Source organism: Aquipuribacter aurantiacus (genome assembly GCF_051216895.1).
Classification (GTDB): domain Bacteria; phylum Actinomycetota; class Actinomycetes; order Actinomycetales; family JBBAYJ01; genus Aquipuribacter.
The window spans coordinates 158,913-177,159 of the sequence record NZ_JBPKAO010000007.1 but is presented as its reverse complement, the minus strand read 5'-3'; the positions used below and the strand labels follow the sequence as shown (position 1 = coordinate 177,159).

Here is an 18,247-nt window from a genome sequence, read left to right as displayed (position 1 = left end):
TGGTCATGGGGGGACGTGGGGAGCAGATCCGCGAGACCGGTGGTGCGACCGAGACCCACGCCGAGACCGAGGAGAGCGACGGTGCGGCGCAACCGGCGGGGGAGCGTGACCGGAGGCCGGTGGCGAGGTGGGTGACCGTCCTGCTGACGATCACGGGTGTGGTCCTCGCGATGGCGATCGGATGGCTGTCGTTCGCCGTGCTCCCGGCGCTGCTGTACCCGGTCGTGCCCGGCATGGAGATGGATGTCGACGAGGTGGGCGACGGGGTCCGGGCGGAGGTCGAGATCGCGAGGCTCGGCTACCAGGCAGAGACGCGCACCGCAGTGACCCAGCTCCTCATCGGGATCACCGGCCTGTCCGCCGCTCTGCTGGCGTGGCAGCAGTTCCAGCGGACCAAGGAGAAGGAGCGTGCAGAGGCTCACCTGGCCTCGCGTCAGCTGCAGCTGACGCGTGAGAAGGAGCAGGAGGAGGGTCGTCGGGTGCTGCTGCAGGGCCACCTGGCTCTCCTGGGCAAGGCGATGGAGATGCTGTCCAACAAGTCGTCGGCCGTCCGGATCGGCGGTCTCTTCTCGCTGGACAGCCTCGCTCGTCAGTCGGAGGAGCACCGGCCCGCCTGCGCGGCAGCGCTCAGCGCCTACATCCGTGAGCAGCGGGGCGGCGCCATGCTGGGCGGCGACGAGTCCGAGGGGCCGGTGGGCACGAGCCTCGAGGACAAGATCGCAGCCGCACCCCAGCACAGCCCGGACGCTGACGTCACCGCGACCAAGGCGGCGCTGGAGCGCTGGGGACGCAACTCCGGGGGCCTGCCCGCAGACGTCGAGACCGCCCTCGAGCTCCTGATGGGTTTCGTCAAGGACTTCGGCGACCACATCGACGAGCTCAACCTCTCCAACGCGGACCTGTGCCTGGCCAACCTCGAGGGCGTCACCCTCGACGAGATCGACCTCACGGGCTCCCAGCTGCGAGGGGCGTACCTCAACGGTGTGTCCCTCGCGCGCGCCAGGCTCGTGGGGACGGACCTGCGCGACGCCGTTCTCATCGACGTCCGTCTCGACGGCGCCGTCTGCGGCCGCAGGACCGAGGTGGAGGGGGCAACCTTCTGGGGCGTCAGCCGAGTAGGCGTGAGCAACGACGAGGACCTCGATTGGCCGGAGGACCGCAGCACGCCGAAGCAGGAACCGACGTTCGCCGACATCGATCGATCCAGGGGTACCTGACAGGGGGATGACATGGCCAGTACGTCGCACAACGAGGTGTTCGTGGGTCGCGAAGCCCTGCTCGACAAGCTGCGGGCGGCGGTGCGGAGGCCCGAGGGCGTCCGGGCCGGTGACCTCGTCGGGGACTCGGGCGCAGGACGCACGACACTGCTGAGGCGCATCAAGGACGACAAGGACGGCTTCCCGGACGTGGTGCTGGTGGACCTCCTCGACTTCGACCCGGGGCACCCGGGGCAGACCGGGGAGCGGGTCTCCGTCGGAGCCGTGCAGGCCAGCTTCGGTCAGCTGTGCCGAGTCCTGCTGGAGATCCTGCACCAGGTGGACGCCGCGGAAGGTCAGGCGGCCGTGGAGGCGAAGGTCAACGAGTCGCGGCAGCAGAGCGTCGTGGCCGGACGCGTCAGCGACCTGGACATGAGCCTCGAGGAGCTGGAGAGGGCCTTCGACCCGCAGGACCTGGCACTGGCCTGGGTGGACGCAGCGGAGAAGGTGATCGCGACCTTCGCGGTGCAGTGGCAGCTCCACCTCGAGCGGAGCGGGACGAGACCGGTGGTCCTCTTCGACAACTTCGACCGCGTGGCCGAGCAGGAGCTGGGGGTCTGGCTCCTGCGGCACGTCGCGGGGGACGGGTCCGACGGCGCGGGGCGTGCGCTGGCGGACTCGTTCGTCGTGCGCACGCGCACCCCGCCGAGTCGGACGCCGCCTGACGAGAACGACACGGACAGCACCCGGACCCCGGTGCAGCTGGAGGCGAAGAACCTGTCGGCGAACGACGTCAGGAAGTACCTGAACACGATCAACCAGGGACCTGCCGTCGAGAAGGCCATCTCGCAGCTGGTCTTCGAGCTCACCGAGGGCCACGCCGCCACACTCCGGTTGGTGGGCGACCTGCTGCGCGGCGCGTTGCGGCAGAACTCCGCCGCGAGGCTCCTGGAGGGGCTGGAGGACACGGAGGAGGAGCGTGCCGCAGAGCTCATCGAGCGCGTCCTCGAGGCGAGGGACCAGGAGTGGCTGATCGACGTCGTCCGTGCCGTGGCCGTTCCCCGGAGGTTCGACGCCCAGCTCATGAGCACGCTGACGCCCGAGGTGGACACGAGCTCGTTGCCGAAGAGCAAGCCGTTGTTCCAGACGGTCCTGAGCCTCTCCTGCGTGGAGCCCTCGACCGACCGGAAGGCGGCCCGGGTCAGCCGGTTCGTGCGGACCAGCATGCTCACGCGGATGCGGGTCAACTTCCCCGATGAGCTGCAGCACCTCCACGAGCTCGCGGAGGCCCACTACCGGACCGTGCTGAAGAAGGACCAGGAGGACAGCAAGGGCGTGGTCCGCAGCTACGGCGACTGGTACCTCACGGAGTCGCCCGAGTGGCAGCAGAAGCAGCGCGAGTGGCTCTACCACGCGGCCCATGTGGGCGAGTCACGACGGAAGGAGGTCGTGCTCGAGGCGGCCACGCTGTTCCTCGACGCCTTCTGGTGGTGGGGCATGTACCTGCACTACGACTTCTGCGACCGGCTGCTGGCCGACCTCACGGACCTGGTGGGCCGGGCCTGGGCCAACAGGTCGACAGGCACCTCCGGTCTCCAGACGGACTGGCCGGAGATGTCTCTGCTCCAGCAAGGCCTCGAGGTCCTGCTGCACGAGTACCCGCTCCGGTCGCACAAGTCACCCGTCGCCAGGTGGGACCAGGTCGAGGGCGCGCTGGACTCCATCGAGGCGGCCTGCGGGCTGAGTCGGCGACACACCCAGCTCAGCGACGAGGAGACGCACGTCTCGGCGTTGATCCACCTCTTCCGCGCGCACGCGTGGCGCTTCCGGGCAGTCGACCCGCTGGACGCGTCGGCGAACTGCGAGACCGCCGTACGCCTGTACGAGCAGGCCAACGAGCTGTTCGCCGGGGGCAGGCAGGACGACAGCTGGGACAGGGCCTGGGTGGACTTCGAGATGGCGGACACGCTGATCACCAGGGTGAGGACCGCCGGGGAAGCGCTGTCGGCCGCGGATCGTCGTCGGGTGATGAGCCTGGCCAGGCGGGCGGCGGAGGAGATCCAGGCGCTGGACCCCGGGGCGGAGGGGGGCCGGACCGGGGCGGAGGTGCGGTCGGACGACGGCGACGGGTACACCGACCACGAGCTGATGAGCGACCTGCACCGGCTCCGGGCCGACATCGCCCAGATCGACGGCGACGCCTACGACGCGGCCGGGTGGCTGGGTCGTGCCGTCAGGCACGCGTACCTGTTCCACGTCGCCGGCCCGAACACCCCGCCGGACGAGTACACGATGCAGTTCTACGTCGACATCAGAGCGCGGGCCATCAGCCTCCTGGCCTCGCTGTGGAAACGAGGGGAGCACGAGCTGGCCGAGCGTTCCGCGGTCCGCATGTGGCACTTCGCGAGGAGCCTGCCCGAGACACAACCCTGGGTCGGGAGGCCGTTGGCGGAGCTGCTGGCGGAGGCTGCGGGAGGGACCCCGGTGCCCTTGGCCGAGGCGCTCTTCGTCCGGGGGCCCGACGTCACCGAGCTGGGCCCCGGCACCTTCACCTCGCCCTACGCCGCGGCCGTCCGTCGGGAGGCCTACGTCGCGGCCAAGGACGGTGTGCTGGTGGACCTGCAGGACGCCTTCGGCCCGCTCTCCTCCTGATGGCGCCACGACCGCAGGTCATGGGCCGGGGCGCGGCGACCACGGCAGGCCCTCGTCCGACCCCTGGCACGACGAGGGCCGGGTCCCGAAGGACCCGGCCCGATCGTTCTCGTGTGTCCGAGGGGGGACTTGAACCCCCACCCCCGTTAAGGGACTAGCACCTCAAGCTAGCGCGTCTGCCAATTCCGCCACCCGGACGAGTGGACCGCCACGGGCATGGTGCGGCCGTGACGAGCGCGACCGGAAAGATAGCACGCAGGCGAATCGCCGGGCACACCTGCTGGTCCCGGCGGTCCATGGCAGGTTGGGTGGGCACACCACCGCCCCAGGAGGTCCCACGATGTCGCCGAAGCTGCTCGTCCTCGCTGTCATGACCACGGCGGTCATGGCGTCGGCCGGGGGGTGCAACGGGCTGCCCGGGGGGACCCCGACCCAGATCCCCACGGACCTCCCGATCACCATCCCGACGGCCCTGCCCAGCGGGGTGCCCACGGTGCTCCCCGAGGTCCCGGTCGAGACCGCGGTCCCGCCCGTGGTCGCACCGACGACGGACGCGGAGGCGGCTCCGGCCCCCACCGTGCCCGCACCCGTCCCGAGCGCGGTGGTGTCCGAGCCCGCGGCGAGCGCGTCGGCCGAGCCCGGCCTGGTCGACGCCGCCGCGGACGCCGCGGGTGGCATCCCGTGGTGGGGCTGGCTGCTGCTGGTGCTGGCCTTCGTCGGCCTGGTCGCGGCCATCCTCGCGCTGCGACGGGCCCGCGCCTCGGAGCTGGCCTGGGCGGCGCAGTGGCACGAGCTCACCGGTGAGGCCCGTTGGCTGGACGAGCGGGTGGTGCCGGCCGTGCAGGACCGGGCCCTGGACCCGAGCACGCTGGCCACCCGCTGGCAGGACGGCGCCCACCGCTTCGACGACCTGGACCGTCGGGTCTGGGCCGCGACCAACGAGGAGCAGAAGCCGGCCCGCGCCGCCGACCTCAACGCCCTGTCGGAGGCGCTGCTGCGGCTGCGCGACGCGCTGGACACCGAGGTGGCGCTGCGTACCAGCGGCGTCGAGCAGCCCGGCCTGCCGGACGCCGCGCAGACGGTCGCCGACGCCCGCGACGAGCTGCGGCGGACGGTCACCGAGCGCACCCGCTGACCGCGGGCTCGCCGGGGGACCGACCCGGGGGACCACCGGGGGGCGGCACGTAGGGTGCTGCGCATGAGCGAGCAGACCGCACCGACCGCCGACGAGCTCGTCACCGACATCTGCGCCGACCTGCTGCGCATCGACACGTCCAACTACGGGGACGGCTCCGGACCGGGGGAGCGCAAGGCCGCCGAGCACGTCGCCGCCCTGCTCAGCGACGCGGGCCTGGAACCGGAGCTGGTCGAGAGCGAGCCCGGACGCGCGAGCGTGGTCGCCCGCTGGGAGGGCGAGGACCCCGGCCGTGACGCGTTGCTGCTGCACGGCCACCTGGACGTCGTCCCGGCCGAGGCGTCGGACTGGGCCGTCCACCCGTTCTCGGGCGAGGTCGTCGACGGCGAGCTGTGGGGCCGCGGCGCGGTCGACATGAAGGACATGGACGCGATGATCCTGGCCAACGTCCTGGCGATGCGCCGGGCCGGTGAGCGGCCCCCGCGCGACGTCGTGCTGGCGTTCCTGGCCGACGAGGAGGCCGGCGGCATGAAGGGCGCCCGCCACCTGGTCGAGAACCGTCGCGAGCTGTTCGACGGCGTCACCGAGGCCGTCAGCGAGGTCGGCGGGTTCTCCGTCGAGGTCGCCGGCACCCGCGCCTACCTGCTGCAGGTGGCCGAGAAGGGCCTGCTCTGGCTGCGGCTGACGGCGACCGGCCGGCCGGGGCACGGCTCGCAGGTCCACGACGCCAACGCGGTCACCCGCCTCGCCGGCGCCGTGGCGCGCATCGGCGCCCACCGCTGGCCGACGTCGCTGCCGGCGTCGGTCCAGGCCTTCGCCGAGGGCTACGGGGCGCTGTCCGGGTCCCCGCTGCCGATCCACGACGTCGAGGCCCTGGAGGCCGAGCTCGGCACCACGGCCCGCTGGATCCGGGCCACCACCCAGAACACGTCGACCCCGACCGTGCTGCAGGCCGGGTACAAGCACAACGTCGTCCCCGCCCGGGCCGGCGCCCTGGTGGACTGCCGGTTCCTGCCCGGTGACCGCGACCACGTCATGCGGACCGTCCACGAGCTGGCCGGCGAGGGCATCACGATCGACGTGGTCCACGAGGACCGCGCCCTGGAGACCACCGCGGACGGCTCGCTGGTCGACGCCATGACCGCGGCCCTGCAGGCGGAGGACCCCGGGTCCGCGGTGCTGCCGTACTGCCTGTCGGGCGGGACGGACAACAAGCACTTCGACCGGCTTGGCATCCGGGGGTTCGGCTTCGCCCCGCTGCGGCTGCCGAGCGGCTTCGACTTCGCGTCGCTCTTTCACGGCACCGACGAGCGGGTGCCGGTGTCCTCGCTGGAGTTCGGCGCCCGCACCCTGGGACGGTTCATCCGGACCTGCTGAGGGGGGCCGCCGGCCCGCCCCCGGGCGGGCCGGACCGCTCAGATCGTGCGGGAGACCCGGATGATCCGCCGTCGCAACCACATCTTGCGGGCACCGCCGACGTAGATGCGGGTGCGCGCCAGCTCCCACTTGCCGTACTCCGCGGCGTCGGTCAGCTGCTGGCGCAGCTCGCCCCGGTCGGCACCTCGGCCGACCACCATGACGCGGTACTCGAACTCGGCCGGTGGACGTGTCGCGGTCGTCATCGGGACCGATGGTGCCACCCCGGCGTACACCGAAACGGACGGCACGCCAGATCCGGCTGCCGCACCGGGTCCCGGCGGCGCTACGGTTCCGTCATGGCCTCCGACCCGCGCGCCGCACTGGACCAGTTCGTCGTCGCCCTGCAGCGTCACTTCGAGGCGGCGTCCGGCCGTCGTTCGGAGCTGGACCCCGGTGTCGTGGCGGCCTACGACGAGCTGGCCGCGGCCTTCGTCGCCTACGACGACGCCCTGTTCGACGCCTACGACGAGGTCACCCCCTTCGACCTCACGGACGAGGACGACGAGGAGGACGACGAGGACTACGACGACGACGAGGACGAGGACGAGGACGACCTCGACGACGACGAGGACGAGGACGACGAGTCCGAGGACTCCGGCCCGGTCGACGCTCCCCGGCTCTGACCCGGCTGCCCGCGGCGCTCGGACCCGGCCGCCGCGGCGCCGACCCGGCCGCCCCTGGGCGCCCCGCTCAGTAGGCGAGCAGGTCCGACACCTCGTCCAGGACGCCGACGATCTCGTCGGGCAGCTCCACGTCCAGGGCCGGCAGCGCCCCCCGCAGCTGGGCGGCCGTGCGCGGGCCGGTCACGGCCGAGCTGACCACGTCCTTGTCCAGCAGCCAGGCCAGCGCGAGCGCCTGGGGCGAGCACCCGAGCCCGTCCGCGGCGGTGACCACCGCCTCGACCACCCGACGTGCGGTCGACGTCAGGTGCGGCGACACGAAGCTGCTCAGGTGCGTCGAGGCCGCCCGGGAGTCCGCGGGCGTGCCGACGCGGTACTTGCCCGTGAGCACGCCCCGACCCAACGGGCTCCACGCGAGCACACCCAGGCCCAGGGCCAGCGCCGCGGGCTCCACCTCGCGCTCCACACCGCGGGCGACCAGCGACCACTCCACGCTCGTCGCGACCAGGTCCGGCTCCAGCGTGGCGGCGCGGGCCGTCTGCCACCCGCTGTAGTTGCTCACCCCCACGTAGCGGGCCCGCCCGGTCCGCTGGGCCCACTGCAGCGCCGACAGGGTCTCCGCCAGGGGGACCTCCGGGCTCCAGGCCTGCACCAGCCACAGGTCGACGTGGTCGGTGCCCAGCCGGCGCAGCGTGCGGTCCAGGGACGCCATCAGCCGACCCCGGGACACGTCCACCCGCGGGCTGCTGAGCTCACCGTCCACCCCGGCCTTGGCCACCACCCGGACCTGCTCGCGCGCCACCACCGACCCGATCAGGCCACCCAGGACCTCCTCGCCGACGCCGATGCCCGCGGTGGTGTCGATGGTCGTGCCGCCGGCCTCCAGGAAGACCTCGAGGATCTCACCGGCCTCGTGCACGTCGGTGTCGGCGCCCCAGTGCAGGGTCCCGAGCGCGAGCGCCGAGATCGTCAGCCCGCTGGTCCCCACCGCTCTGTGCTCCACACGGGCAGCGTAGGGGGGTGGCTAGGGTGGGCCGCGTGCGACTAGGGGTGAACCTCGGGTACTGGGGTGCAGGGAACGACGCCGACAACCTCGCGCTCGCCCGGGAGGCCGACCGGCTCGGCTACTCGGTCGTCTGGGTGGCCGAGGCCTACGGCTCCGACGCGCCGACGGTGCTGTCGTGGATCGCGGCGCAGACCTCGACCGTCGACGTGGGCAGCGCGATCATGCAGATCCCCGCCCGGACCCCCGCGATGACGGCCATGACCGCCGCGACCCTGGACACGCTGTCCGGCGGACGCTTCCGGCTGGGGCTGGGCGTGTCCGGGCCGCAGGTGTCCGAGGGCTGGCACGGCGTCCGCTTCGACGCGCCCATCGGTCGCACCCGGGAGTACGTCGACGTCGTCCGTCTCGCGCTGTCCCGTCAGCCGGTCGCCTACTCCGGTCGCCACCACGTGCTCCCGCTGCCGGACGGGCCCGGCAAGGCGCTGCGGCTCACGGTCGTCCCGGTCCGTGACCGGCTCCCGGTCTACCTGGCCTCGCTGGGGCCCAAGAACCTCGAGCTGACCGGCGAGGTCGCCGACGGCTGGCTCGGGCTGTTCGTGTCCGCCGAGCACGTGGGGGAGTCCCTGGAGCGGCTGCTGGCCGGACGTCGGGTCGCGGGCCTGGACGACCTCACCGGGTTCGACGTGTGCGCCACCAGCCCGCTCGTCGTCACCCCCGACGGCCCCGAGGCCGACGTGGTCGAGGCGGCGGCCGACCCGGTCCGCGGCTACGCGGCGCTCTACCTGGGCGGCATGGGCAGCCGGAAGCAGAACTTCTACAACGCCCTGGCCCGGCGGATGGGCTACGAGCAGGCCGCCGAGCAGGTCCAGGACGCCTACCTGGACCGCCGGCCCCGCGACGCGGCCGCGGCCGTCCCCACCGAGTTCGTCGACCGCACGAGCCTGCTCGGCCCGCCCGCACGTATCGCGGAACGGATGGCGGCCTTGGCCGACGCCGGGGTCACTACCCTCAACGTCGTGCCCTTCGCCCCCGATCTGCCCGCCCGTCTGCAGATGCTCCGCTCGGCCGCCGAGGCGCTCGACGCCTCGGGTCGTGCGGGATGAGCGTCGGCTACCTCGAGGGTGCAGTCCTCGGCCTCGTCCAGGGCCTGACGGAGTTCCTCCCCATCAGCTCCAGCGCGCACCTGCGCGTGGTCGGAGAGCTGATGGGCACCGACCCCGGCGCGTCGTTCACGGCCGTCACGCAGATCGGGACCGAGACGGCCGTCGTCGTCTACTTCTTCCGCGACATCGTCCGCATCATCACCGCCTGGTCGCTGTCGCTGGTCGGCAAGCGCCCCCGCGACGACCCCGACGCCCGGATGGGCTGGCTGATCATCCTGGGGTCGCTGCCCATCGGGGTGCTCGGCTTCCTGTTCCAGGACTTCATCCGGGACGACCTGCGCAGCCTGTGGATCGTGGCCACCATGCTCTGGGTGTTCGCGCTGCTGCTGGGCTACGCGGACAAGAAAGCCAGCGAGGTCAAGGTGCTGCGGGACCTGACCTGGCGCGACGGCGTCCTCTACGGCTTCGCCCAGGCGCTGGCGCTCATCCCCGGCGTCTCACGCTCCGGCGGCACGATCACCGCGGGCCTGCTGCTCGGCTACACCCGGGCCGCCGCGGCGCGGTACGCGTTCCTGCTCGCCATCCCGGCGGTGTACGCCTCCGGGCTGTTCGAGCTGCGGGAGATCAGCTCCGGGCCGGTCGCCTGGGGGCCGACGATCCTGGCCACCGTCATCGGGTTCGCCGTGGCCCTGGTCGTCATCCACTGGTTCCTCAAGTTCGTCTCGACCCGCGGGTTCGGCATCTTCGTCTGGTACCGGATCGGCCTGGCCGCGGTCATCTACGCCCTGCTGCTCACCGGGACCGTCCAGGCCTGAGCCGGGCCGAGCGCGCCTGACCCGGGCGGCGGCGCCGACCCGGGCCGGCGGCACGTACCCTCGCCCCGTGCCCACGGTCCTGCTGCTGCGTCATGGTCGGAGCACCGCCAACACCGCCGGTGTCCTCGCCGGCCGTACCCCGGGGGTGCTGCTCGACGACGTCGGGCGCGCCCAGGTGGAGGCCCTGGCCCTGCGACTGGCCCCCGTCGCGCTGTCGGCCGTCGTGTCCAGCCCCGTGCAGCGGTGCGTCGACACCGCCGAGGCCGTACGGGCCGTCCACGGGCCCCGTGGCCGGCTCCGGCACCGCCCCGAGCTCGTCCTGGACGACCGGCTCAGCGAGTGCGACTACGGCGACTGGACCAACCGGGCGCTGAAGGACCTGGCCAAGGAGCCGCACTGGGCCGTGGTCCAGCAGCACCCCTCGGCGGCCCAGTTCCCCGGCGGTGAGGCCCTGCGCGACGTCCAGGCCCGCGCCGTGGCCGCCGTGCGCGACACCGACGCCCGGCTGCGCGCCGAGGTCGGCGAGCACGCCGTCTGGGTCGCGGTCACCCACGGCGACGTCATCAAGGCGGTCGTGGCCGACGCCGTCGGGTCCCACCTGGACACGTTCCAGCGGGTCGTGGCCGACCCCGCGTCGGTCACCGCGATCCGCTACACCGCTACCCGGCCGTTCCTGCTGCGGTCCAACGACACCGGCGGGGACCTGTCCGGCTTCACCGGCACCAAGCCGCGGCGCGGGCGTTCGCGCACGGCTGACAGCTCCGACGCCGTCGTGGGTGGGGGAGCGGGCTCTGGCACCGACGGTCGCGGATAGGGTGGCCAGGTGCCTGTCTACGACTACGACCCGCCCCGGCGCTTCGTCGTCGGGACCGTCGGCGAGCCCGGGCAGCGGACCTTCTTCCTGCAGGCCAGCGACCGGGGCCGCGTCACCTCGGTGGCGGTGGAGAAGGCGCAGGTCCAGGTGCTGGCCCAGCGGGTCGAGGAGCTGCTCGACCTGGTCGTGAGCCGGAGCGGCGGCACGGCGCCGGTCCCCGCGCTGGCCCCCGAGGGCAGCGTCGACACCGACCCGCTCACCACCCCGATCGAGGAGGACTTCCGGGTCGGCGTGATGAGCCTGGCCTGGGACTCCGACCGGGACCGCGTGGTCATCGAGGCGTTGCAGGTCACCGAGACCGACGGCGTCAGCGACCCCGCGGAGGCCGCCGAGGCCGACCCCGCGCTGGGCATGCTGCGGGTCAGCCTGGACGGCGCGGCCGCCCGGGCGTTCGTGGTCCGTGCCGAGGCGGTCGTGCAGGCCGGCCGGCCTTCCTGCCCGTTCTGCGGGGACCCCCTGGACCCCGAGGGGCACGTCTGCCCGCGCGCCAACGGCTACCGACGCTGACACTGGTCGCGTGAGCCCTGCTCGTCCTGGCCCCGACACGTCCGCGACGGACCTGCCCGACGTCGCCCCGACCGACCCCCGGGTGGCGGACCCCGCAGCCCTCGCGGTCGTCCTGATGAGCGGTCGCGTCGAGGTGGTCGGCCGGCTCGTCCAGGCGTCGAACGCCACCCTGCTGGTCGAGGTGTCCCTGGACGGGATCTCGGTGCGGGCGGTCTACAAGCCGGTCCGCGGCGAGCGGCCGCTGTGGGACTTCCCCCACGGCACGCTCGCCGACCGCGAGGTCGCCTCCTACCTGCTGGCCGACGCGGCCGGCTGGGACACCGTGCCGCTGACGGTCCCCCGTCCCGACGGGCCGTTCGGGCCGGGCAGCGTCCAGCTGTGGGTGGAGGAGGTCGACGACGACCCGCTGGTCGACGTCGTCGACCCCGACGACCTGACCGACGGCTGGCTGACGGTGCTGGAGGCCGAGAACGGCGCCGGGGACCCGCTGCTGCTGGTCCACCGGGACGACCCGCGGCTGCGGCGGATGGCGCTGCTGGACGCGGTGGCCAACAACGCCGACCGCAAGGGCGGGCACGTGCTGCGGGGCCCGGGCGGGGCCGTTCGGGGCGTCGACCACGGCCTGACGTTCAACACCGAGGACAAGCTGCGGACCGTGCTCTGGGGCTGGGCCGGGCAGCCGCTGGGCGCGGGGGAGCGGTCCGAGCTCGACCACCTGGCCGACGCCCTGGCCGACGGCTCCCCGCTCACGGAGATGCTCGAGCGGCTGCTGCGCCTGGACGAGGTCGAGCGCACCCGGGAACGGGTCCGCGGGCTGCGGGACGGCGGCGCCATGCCCGAGCCGTCCGGTGGCTGGCCGTCCATCCCGTGGCCGGCGATCTGAGCCCCGCTTCGCCCGGCCCCGGCAGGTCGCGCCCCGGCGCCGCCCGGGTCCCCGGACCGGACCGTGGCGGGGCCGGGTCCGGGGCCGTCGTAGGCTGCGCGCCGTGAAGTCCTGGCCGGAGCCGTCCCTGCCCCACCTGCCCGGAACCGGCCCGGAGGTCCGCCTGTTCGACAGCTCGGTCGGCGACGTGGTCGACGTCCCGGTCCACGGCACGGCCGGGCTGTACGTCTGCGGCATCACCCCCTACGACGCCGCTCACCTCGGCCACGCCGCCACCTACGTCGCCTTCGACCTGCTGCACCGGGCCTGGCTCGACGCCGGCCACCCGGTCCGGTACGTGCAGAACGTCACCGACGTCGACGACCCGCTCCTGGAGCGTGCGACCGCCACCGGCGTCGACTGGCGGGACCTGGCCGAGACCCAGACCGACGTGTTCCGCGACGACATGGCCGCGCTGGCCGTCATCCCGCCGCACGCGTTCGTCGGCGTGACCGAGGTGGTGGGCGACGTCGGGGCCGTGGTGCGACGGCTGGAGCAGGCGGGGGCGGCCTACCGGCTGCCCGTGGACGGCAGCGACGTCGAGGACGTCTACTTCGACGTGGCCGCCGTCGACGACCTGGGCGCGGTGTCGGGCCTGGACCGCGACACGATGCTGCTGCACGCGGCGGAGCGGGGAGGCGACCCCGACCGTCCCGGCAAGCGGGACCCGCTGGACCCCCTGCTGTGGCGGGGCCGCCGCGACGGGGAGCCGTCCTGGCCGTCGGAGGGCCTGCCGGACGGCCGTCCCGGCTGGCACGTGGAGTGCGTCGCCATCGCCCTGGCCGAGCTCGGGCACGCGTTCACGGTCCAGGGGGGCGGGTCCGACCTGGCGTTCCCCCACCACGAGATGGGCGCCGCCCACAGCCACGCCCTGGGCCTGCGCCCGTACGCCCGCAGCTACGCCCACACCGGCATGGTCGGGCTCGACGGCGAGAAGATGAGCAAGTCCAAGGGCAACCTGGAGTTCGTCCACCGGCTGACCGCCGACGGGGTCCCGGCCCACGTGGTCCGGCTGGCGCTGCTGTCCCACCACTACCGCAGCGACTGGACGTGGAGCGCCGCCGAGGTCGAGGCCGCGTCCGCCCGGGCCGCACGCTGGCGCTCCGCCGTGTCCCGGGAGGGCGGGCCCGAGGCCGGGTCCACCCTGGCCCGGGTGCGCGCCGCCCTGGCCGACGACCTCGACGCCCCGACGGCGCTGGCGGCCGTCGACGACTGGTGCACCCGTCAGGAGGCCGGTGAGGGCGCCGAGCCCCACGACCTGGGCGCCCCCGGCCTGGTCTCCCGCGCCGTCGACGCCCTGCTCGGCATCCGGCTGTAGGGCGAGCAGGGCTCGGCTGCTGCTCGGCCGAGGCGCGGCCGGGGCGGGGCCGGGGCGGGGCCGGGGCGGGGCCGGGCCGGGGCGGGGGTCGGCTGCCCCCGTACCGACCAGCGACACAGGAGCTGCCGATCCGGCGGTCCGGCCGTCGAGCCCGCGTGTCGTGTCGCTGGTCGGTACGGCCCGGGGCCCCGCGCGGACGTCGGAGCCCACCGGGACCGCGCCCCGCCCCGGGGCGGGTCAGCGTTCGCGGCGGCGGAGGTACTTCTCGAACTCCCGGGCGATGGCCTCGCCGGACGCCTCGGGCAGGTCGGCGGTGTCGCGCGCCTCCTCCAGCTGCGTCACGTACTCGGCGATCTCCTCGTCGTCGGAGGCGAGCTCGTCGACCCCGCGCTGCCACGCGTCGGCCTCCTCGAGCAGCTCCGTGACCGGGCTCGACAGGCCCGACAGGTCCTCCAGCTTGCCCAGCAGGGCCAGGGTCGCCTTGGGGTTGGGCGGCTGGGCCACGTAGTGCGGCACCGCGGCCCACAACGACACGCCACCCAGCCCCAGCCGGGCCGCCTCGTGCTGCAGCACGCCGACGATGCCGGTCGGGCCCTCGTAGCTGGACACCTCCAGCCCCCACCGCTGCGCCGAGTCCGGGTCCTGCGTGGTGACGCTCACCGGGATGGGGCGGGTGTGGGGGACGTCGGTGAGCAGCGCCGCCAGCGTCAGCACGCGCTGCACGCCGTGGGCGGCCGCGACCTGCAGGATCTCGGCGCAGAAGGTGCGCCAGCGGGTGGACGGCTCGGTGCCGTCGACCAGCAGCACCGTGCGGCCGTGGACGTGCGCCCGCAGGACCCTCGTACCGGGCCAGACCAGCTCACGGGTGCCGTCGGCGGCGACGACCGCCTCGGGCCGGTTGACCTGGAAGTCGTAGTAGGGCTCGGGGTCCAGCTCGGCGACCGGCACGGCCGCCCAGGACTCGACGAGGTGCTCCACGGCGTCGCTCGCGCTGTCGGCGGCGTCGTTCCAGCCCCGGAACGCGGCGATGAGCAGGGGTGCTCCTTCGCCACCGGCGGGACCGTCACCATCGGGGTGAGCCGTACCACCTGCGTCGTTCTCCGTCATGCCACCTCCCGGAACTGCCGGACCGGCGGCAAGCCTACGCACCTACACTCGCGCCCATGACCTCGCGCGCTGCCTCGCTGGTCGAGGCCCTGGCCACCCGGGTCGTCGTCGCCGACGGGGCGATGGGCACCATGCTGCAGGCCGCGGACCCCTCGCTGGAGGACATGCAGGGCCACGAGGGCTGCAACGAGGTCCTCAACGTCACCCGGCCCGACATCGTGCGCTCGGTCCACGACGCGTACTTCGAGGCCGGGTCCGACCTGGTCGAGACCAACACCTTCGGCGCCAACGTCGGCAACCTGGGCGAGTACGGCATCGAGCACCGGGTCCGTGAGCTGGCCGAGTCGGGCGCGCGGATCGCCCGGGAGGCCGCCGACGCGTGGTCCACGCCCTCGCGGCCGCGCTGGGTCATCGGGTCCATCGGGCCCGGCACCAAGCTGCCCAGCCTCGGCCACGCCACCTACGCCTCGCTGCGCGACGGCTACGCCGACCAGGTGGCCGGGATGCTCGCCGGCGGGGTGGACCTGCTCCTGGTCGAGACCGTGCAGGACCTGCTGCAGGCCAAGGCCGCGGTCGTCGGGGCCCGGCGGGCCATGGCGGCGGCCGGGGTCGGCCTGCCCGTCTACGTCCAGGTCACCATCGAGACCACCGGGACCATGCTGCTGGGCAGCGAGACGCCCGCCGCGCTCACCGTGCTGCGCGGGCTGCGGGTGGACGGCGTCGGCCTCAACTGCGCCACGGGCCCCGCCGAGATGGGCGAGCACCTGCGCCACCTGTCCCGTCACGCGGACATGGGCCTGTCGGTGATGCCCAACGCGGGCCTGCCGGTCCTGTCCAAGGGCGGGGCCCACTACCCGCTCACCCCGGCCGAGCTGGCCGACGCGCACGAGCAGTTCACGTCCGAGCTGGGGTTCGCGCTGGTGGGTGGCTGCTGCGGCACCACGCCGGAGCACGTGACCGCGGTCGTCGACCGGGTCGGTGGGGCGGCCCCGAAGAAGCGTCGTCCCCGCCCCGAGCCCGGTGTGGCGAGCCTCTACACCCACGTGCCGTTCCGGCAGGACGTCAGCTACCTGTCGATCGGGGAGCGGACCAACGCCAACGGGTCCAAGGCGTTCCGCGACGCCATGCTCGAGTCGCGCTGGGACGACCTGGTCGACATCGCCCGCGGCCAGACCCGCGACGGCGCCCACCTGCTGGACGTCTGCGTGGACTACGTCGGCCGGGACGGGGTCGCCGACGTCGCCGAGGTCGTCGGCCGGCTGGCGACCGCGTCGACGCTGCCGCTGGTCATCGACTCCACCGAGCCCGAGGTCGTCGAGCGCGGTCTGGAGCTGTCGGGCGGTCGGGGCGTCGTCAACAGCGTCAACTACGAGGACGGGGACGGCCCGGGCAGCCGGTTCGCCCGCGTCATGCCCGTCGTGGTCGAGCACGGCGCCGCGGTCGTCGCCCTCACCATCGACGAGACGGGTCAGGCCCGCACCGCCGAGCACAAGGTCGCCATCGCCGAGCGGCTCATCACCGCGCTGACCCAGGACTGGGGCATGCGCGAGGAGGACATCGTCGTCGACACCCTGACGTTCCCCATCGGGACCGGCCAGGAGGAGACCCGCCGCGACGCCATCGAGACCCTCGAGGCCATCCGGGTCCTCAAGGAGCGCCACCCCGACGTCAACACCACCCTCGGGGTGTCCAACGTCAGCTTCGGCCTGAGCCCGGCCACCCGGGTCGTCCTCAACTCGGTGTTCCTGCACGAGGCGGTCAAGGCGGGCCTGGACTCCGCCATCGTCCACGCCGCCCGGATCGTGCCGCTGTCCCGGATCCCCGCCGAGCAGCTCGACGCCGCGATGGACCTGGTCCACGACCGGCGCCGGCCCGGCTACGACCCGCTGGAGCGGCTGCTCGAGGTGTTCTCCGGCGTCGACACCGCCGGCGTCAAGGCCGAGCGGCAGGCCGAGCTGCTCGCCCTGCCGCTGGGCGAGCGGCTCGCCCGCCGCATCGTCGACGGCGAGCGCAACGGCCTCGAGGCGGACCTGGACGAGGCCATCGCCAACGGCCAGACCGCGCTGGACATCATCAACGACAACCTGCTGGCCGGCATGAAGGTGGTCGGCGAGCTGTTCGGCAACGGCGAGATGCAGCTGCCGTTCGTGCTCACCTCGGCCGAGGTGATGAAGACCGCGGTCGCCCACCTCGAGCCCCACATCGAGAAGACCGACGACGGCGGGCGCGGCACGATCGTGCTGGCCACCGTCAAGGGCGACGTCCACGACATCGGCAAGAACCTCGTCGACATCATCCTGACCAACAACGGCTACACCGTCGTCAACATCGGCATCAAGCAGCCGGTGTCGGAGATCCTGCGCGCCGCCACCGAGCACCGCGCCGACGCGGTCGGCATGTCCGGCCTGCTGGTCAAGAGCACGGTCGTCATGAAGGAGAACCTCGAGGAGATGAACTCCCGGGGCATCGCCGCCGACATGCCCGTGCTGCTGGGCGGGGCCGCGCTGACCCGCGCCTACGTCGAGGGCGACCTGGCCGAGATCTACCAGGGCGAGGTCCGCTACGCCCGCGACGCCTTCGAGGGCCTGCGGCTGATGGACGCGATCATGCAGGTCAAGCGGGGCGAGCGGGACGCCCTGCCCGCGCTGCGGGCCCGCCGGGTCAGGCAGCGGCCGGCGGCGCTGGTGCAGGCCGAGCAGGACGCCCCGACCGGTCGCAGCGACGTCGACCCGGACGCCCCCGTGCCCGTCCCGCCCTTCTGGGGCACCCGCGTGATCAAGGGCATCCCGCTGCAGGAGTACGTCGGCTACCTCGACGAGCGCGCGACGTTCCTGGGCCAGTGGGGCCTGCGCGGGTCCCGGGCCGACGGCGGGCCGTCCTACGAGGAGCTGGTCGAGACCGAGGGCCGGCCGCGGCTGCGGCAGTGGCTGGACACGGTCCGCACCGACGGCATCCTCGAGGCCGCCGTGGTCTACGGCTACGTGCCGGTGTGGTCCGAGGGCGACGACCTGTGCGTCCTGGCCGGCCCGGACTCCGAGGAGGTCGTGGCCCGGTGGACGTTCCCGCGCCAGCGCCGCGACCGTCGGCTCTGCCTGGCCGACTTCCACAAGTCGAGGGAGTGGGTGCAGGCCAACGGTCGCCCCGACGTGCTCGGCCTGCAGCTGGTGACCATGGGCGCCCGGGTCGCCGAGGTGACCGCGACCCTGTTCGAGGCCCACTCCTACCGCGACTACCTGGAGCTGCACGGGTTGTCGGTGCAGCTGACCGAGGCCCTGGCCGAGCGGTGGCACGCCCGCATCCGCGAGGAGCTCGACGTCGTGGCCGAGGACGCCCCGGACATCGACGGCATCCTGGGCCAAGGCTATCGCGGCTCGCGGTACTCCTTCGGCTACCCGGCCTGCCCGGACCTGGAGCACCGCAGCGACCTGGTGCGCCTGCTGCAGCCGCAGCGCATCGGGGTGGACCTGTCGGAGGAGCTCCAGCTGCACCCGGAGCAGTCCACCGACGCCATCGTCGTGCACCACGCCGAGGCCAAGTACTTCAACGCCACCTGACCGGACGGCGCCCCCCCCC

15 protein-coding genes and 1 tRNA gene are annotated in these 18,247 nt (G+C 73.5%); 12 read left to right on the top strand and 4 right to left on the bottom strand.

The window, feature by feature from the left end; all coding sequences use genetic code 11:
- Positions 1–5: 5 nt before the first annotated feature.
- Entirely contained in the window at positions 6–1,217 is a 1,212-nt protein-coding gene (locus ACR80Q_RS11595; RefSeq protein ID WP_435377769.1) for a pentapeptide repeat-containing protein, read from the top strand.
- Between the two features lie 12 nt (positions 1,218–1,229).
- Positions 1,230–3,848, top strand: coding sequence for a hypothetical protein (locus ACR80Q_RS11590; protein ID WP_435377768.1), 2,619 nt, complete (start codon positions 1,230–1,232; stop codon positions 3,846–3,848).
- A 114-nt stretch (positions 3,849–3,962) separates the two neighbouring features.
- Here the strand turns inward: ACR80Q_RS11590 and ACR80Q_RS11585 are convergent.
- Positions 3,963–4,046 (bottom strand) — tRNA-Leu (locus ACR80Q_RS11585).
- A 142-nt stretch (positions 4,047–4,188) separates the two neighbouring features.
- Between ACR80Q_RS11585 and ACR80Q_RS11580 the strand changes: the two genes are divergently transcribed.
- A complete protein-coding gene (locus ACR80Q_RS11580; protein ID WP_435377767.1) occupies positions 4,189–4,983 on the top strand; it encodes a hypothetical protein in 795 nt (264 codons plus the stop codon).
- Between the two features lie 63 nt (positions 4,984–5,046).
- Entirely contained in the window at positions 5,047–6,360 is a 1,314-nt protein-coding gene (locus ACR80Q_RS11575) for a M20/M25/M40 family metallo-hydrolase (protein WP_435377766.1), read from the top strand.
- Positions 6,361–6,398: 38 nt separating this feature from the next.
- On the opposite strand, the gene ACR80Q_RS11570 is transcribed toward ACR80Q_RS11575, so the two are convergent.
- Positions 6,399–6,605, bottom strand: a complete 207-nt coding sequence (locus tag ACR80Q_RS11570; RefSeq protein WP_435377765.1) for a DUF5703 family protein — start codon at positions 6,603–6,605, stop codon at positions 6,399–6,401.
- Positions 6,606–6,698: 93 nt separating this feature from the next.
- On the opposite strand from ACR80Q_RS11570, the gene ACR80Q_RS11565 reads away from it, so the two are divergent.
- Positions 6,699–7,025 (top strand): primosomal protein, encoded by a 327-nt coding sequence (locus ACR80Q_RS11565; RefSeq protein WP_435377764.1) that lies wholly within the window; start codon positions 6,699–6,701, stop codon positions 7,023–7,025.
- A 67-nt stretch (positions 7,026–7,092) separates the two neighbouring features.
- On the opposite strand, the gene ACR80Q_RS11560 is transcribed toward ACR80Q_RS11565, so the two are convergent.
- On the bottom strand, positions 7,093–8,025 hold the full coding sequence (locus tag ACR80Q_RS11560) for an aldo/keto reductase (RefSeq protein WP_435377763.1): 933 nt from the start codon (positions 8,023–8,025) through the stop codon (positions 7,093–7,095).
- A gap of 35 nt (positions 8,026–8,060) precedes the next feature.
- Here ACR80Q_RS11560 and ACR80Q_RS11555 point away from each other — a divergent pair, with 35 nt between their 5' ends.
- The 6 genes from ACR80Q_RS11555 to mshC all read left to right on the top strand — a co-directional run bounded on the left by ACR80Q_RS11555 (position 8,061) and on the right by mshC (position 13,567).
- Positions 8,061–9,131, top strand: coding sequence for an LLM class F420-dependent oxidoreductase (locus tag ACR80Q_RS11555; protein ID WP_435377762.1), 1,071 nt, complete (start codon positions 8,061–8,063; stop codon positions 9,129–9,131).
- Positions 9,128–9,946 carry an undecaprenyl-diphosphate phosphatase gene (locus ACR80Q_RS11550; protein ID WP_435377761.1) on the top strand — a complete coding sequence of 273 codons (819 nt, stop codon included), beginning with the start codon at positions 9,128–9,130 and terminating at the stop codon, positions 9,944–9,946. The genes ACR80Q_RS11555 and ACR80Q_RS11550 overlap by 4 nt, the downstream gene beginning before the upstream one ends.
- Positions 9,947–10,013: 67 nt before the next feature.
- Complete coding sequence (locus ACR80Q_RS11545) at positions 10,014–10,760, top strand: MSMEG_4193 family putative phosphomutase (RefSeq protein WP_435377760.1); 747 nt, start codon at positions 10,014–10,016, stop codon at positions 10,758–10,760.
- Between the two features lie 9 nt (positions 10,761–10,769).
- Complete coding sequence (locus tag ACR80Q_RS11540; RefSeq protein ID WP_435377759.1) at positions 10,770–11,327, top strand: DUF3090 domain-containing protein; 558 nt, start codon at positions 10,770–10,772, stop codon at positions 11,325–11,327.
- Positions 11,328–11,337: 10 nt separating this feature from the next.
- A complete protein-coding gene (locus ACR80Q_RS11535; RefSeq protein ID WP_435377758.1) occupies positions 11,338–12,210 on the top strand; it encodes an SCO1664 family protein in 873 nt (290 codons plus the stop codon).
- 103 nt (positions 12,211–12,313) lie between these two features.
- Positions 12,314–13,567, top strand: coding sequence for a cysteine--1-D-myo-inosityl 2-amino-2-deoxy-alpha-D-glucopyranoside ligase (mshC, locus tag ACR80Q_RS11530; protein WP_435377757.1), 1,254 nt, complete (start codon positions 12,314–12,316; stop codon positions 13,565–13,567).
- Positions 13,568–13,804: 237 nt separating this feature from the next.
- Here the strand turns inward: mshC and ACR80Q_RS11525 are convergent, their stop codons facing one another.
- A complete protein-coding gene (locus ACR80Q_RS11525) occupies positions 13,805–14,674 on the bottom strand; it encodes a PAC2 family protein (protein WP_435377756.1) in 870 nt (289 codons plus the stop codon).
- 56 nt (positions 14,675–14,730) lie between these two features.
- Here ACR80Q_RS11525 and metH point away from each other — a divergent pair, with 56 nt between their 5' ends.
- Positions 14,731–18,228 (top strand): methionine synthase, encoded by a 3,498-nt coding sequence (gene metH / locus ACR80Q_RS11520; protein ID WP_435377755.1) that lies wholly within the window; start codon positions 14,731–14,733, stop codon positions 18,226–18,228.
- Positions 18,229–18,247: the final 19 nt, after the last annotated feature.